Here is a 1,085-nt window from a genome sequence, read left to right as displayed (position 1 = left end):
CCAGCGCTCTCGGCGCACCAGAGCATCTTGTGCACAAAGCGCCAACGGCGGATCTTGAAGACAACGACCCGGGACTTGAGGACGAGAAAGCGCTGGGTATTTCATACGACCAGATTGATGATTTTCTTGAGGGACGGGAGGTCGAAGATCATGTCTCAGATCGATTAATTAAGATCTATCAGGCAACCCAACACAAACGTCAAGCTATCCCAACTGTGTACGACTGAGGCTGCCGCAGCTTCTCGTAGAACAAGACTGTCCTGTACTGCAGAAATAAAAAAACCGCCAATCGGCGGTTTTTTTATTTTCGAGGAGGCTTAGCCTACGATTTCGATCAACTCGATATCGAATACTAACGTTGCGTATGGGCCAATCGCACCACCAGCACCGCGCTCGCCGTATGCTAAGTGATAAGGAATATATAGCTTCCACTTAGAACCAACACTCATCAATTGGAGTGCTTCTGTCCAACCTGCGATAACGCCACCAACTGGGAATTCAGTAGGCTCACCACGATCATAAGAGCTATCGAACTGTTCACCGTTGATCAAAGTACCACGGTAGTGTGTGCGAACAACGCTATCTGCCGTTGGCTTAGCGCCTTCACCTTCGGTAATGACTTCGTACTGAAGTCCTGACTCAAGCACTGTCACTTCATCACGCTTAGCGTTCTCAGCTAAAAACGCTTCGCCCGCTGCAGAGAATTCTTTTGCTTTGGCCGCTTCTGCAGCTTGCATACGCTCTTGAATTACACCAAATGCAGCATTGATGTCTTGCCCCTCAACGCGAGGTACTTTCGCTGCGAAACCATCCTGAATACCAGCAAGCGCAGCTTCAAGTGAAACGCCTTCAAAAACGCTTGCTAATTGTTGGCCCATTTGTAAACCAACACCGTAGGATGCTTTTGCTTCATCCGTTGAGAAATCTAAATCAGACATATTTGCTCCAGTCTTTTAAATGAAGCTGCAATTATTGGGGCTAAAGTAAGATTTAAAAGGGGCAGTCCGTGCTTTTTTAAAGACTTTACAAATAAAGCTTCGTAAGATTAGATACGAATTCACGGTTTTGTCTGGCAATAAGAATAA

At 46.5% G+C, this 1,085-nt stretch carries 1 protein-coding gene and 1 pseudogene; one reads left to right on the top strand and one right to left on the bottom strand.

The features are described from left to right. Positions 1 to 227, top strand: a pseudogene (nadE, locus tag A3738_RS32355) (NAD(+) synthase); the annotation flags it as partial. Between the two features lie 90 nt (positions 228 to 317). Here nadE and A3738_RS20190 read toward each other — a convergent pair. Then, on the bottom strand, positions 318 to 938 hold the full coding sequence (locus A3738_RS20190) for an FKBP-type peptidyl-prolyl cis-trans isomerase (RefSeq protein ID WP_068480344.1): 621 nt from the start codon (positions 936 to 938) through the stop codon (positions 318 to 320). Between the last annotated feature and the right edge of the window lie 147 nt (positions 939 to 1,085).

This window comes from Oleiphilus sp. HI0066, assembly GCF_001635725.1.
This window is presented reverse-complemented; position numbering and strand designations above follow the sequence as displayed.

Coding starts and splice junctions, on each gene's coding strand:
- A3738_RS20190 (WP_068480344.1), bottom strand. CDS start 938: ATGTCTGATTTAGATTTCTCAACGGATGAAGCAAAAGCATCCTACGGT.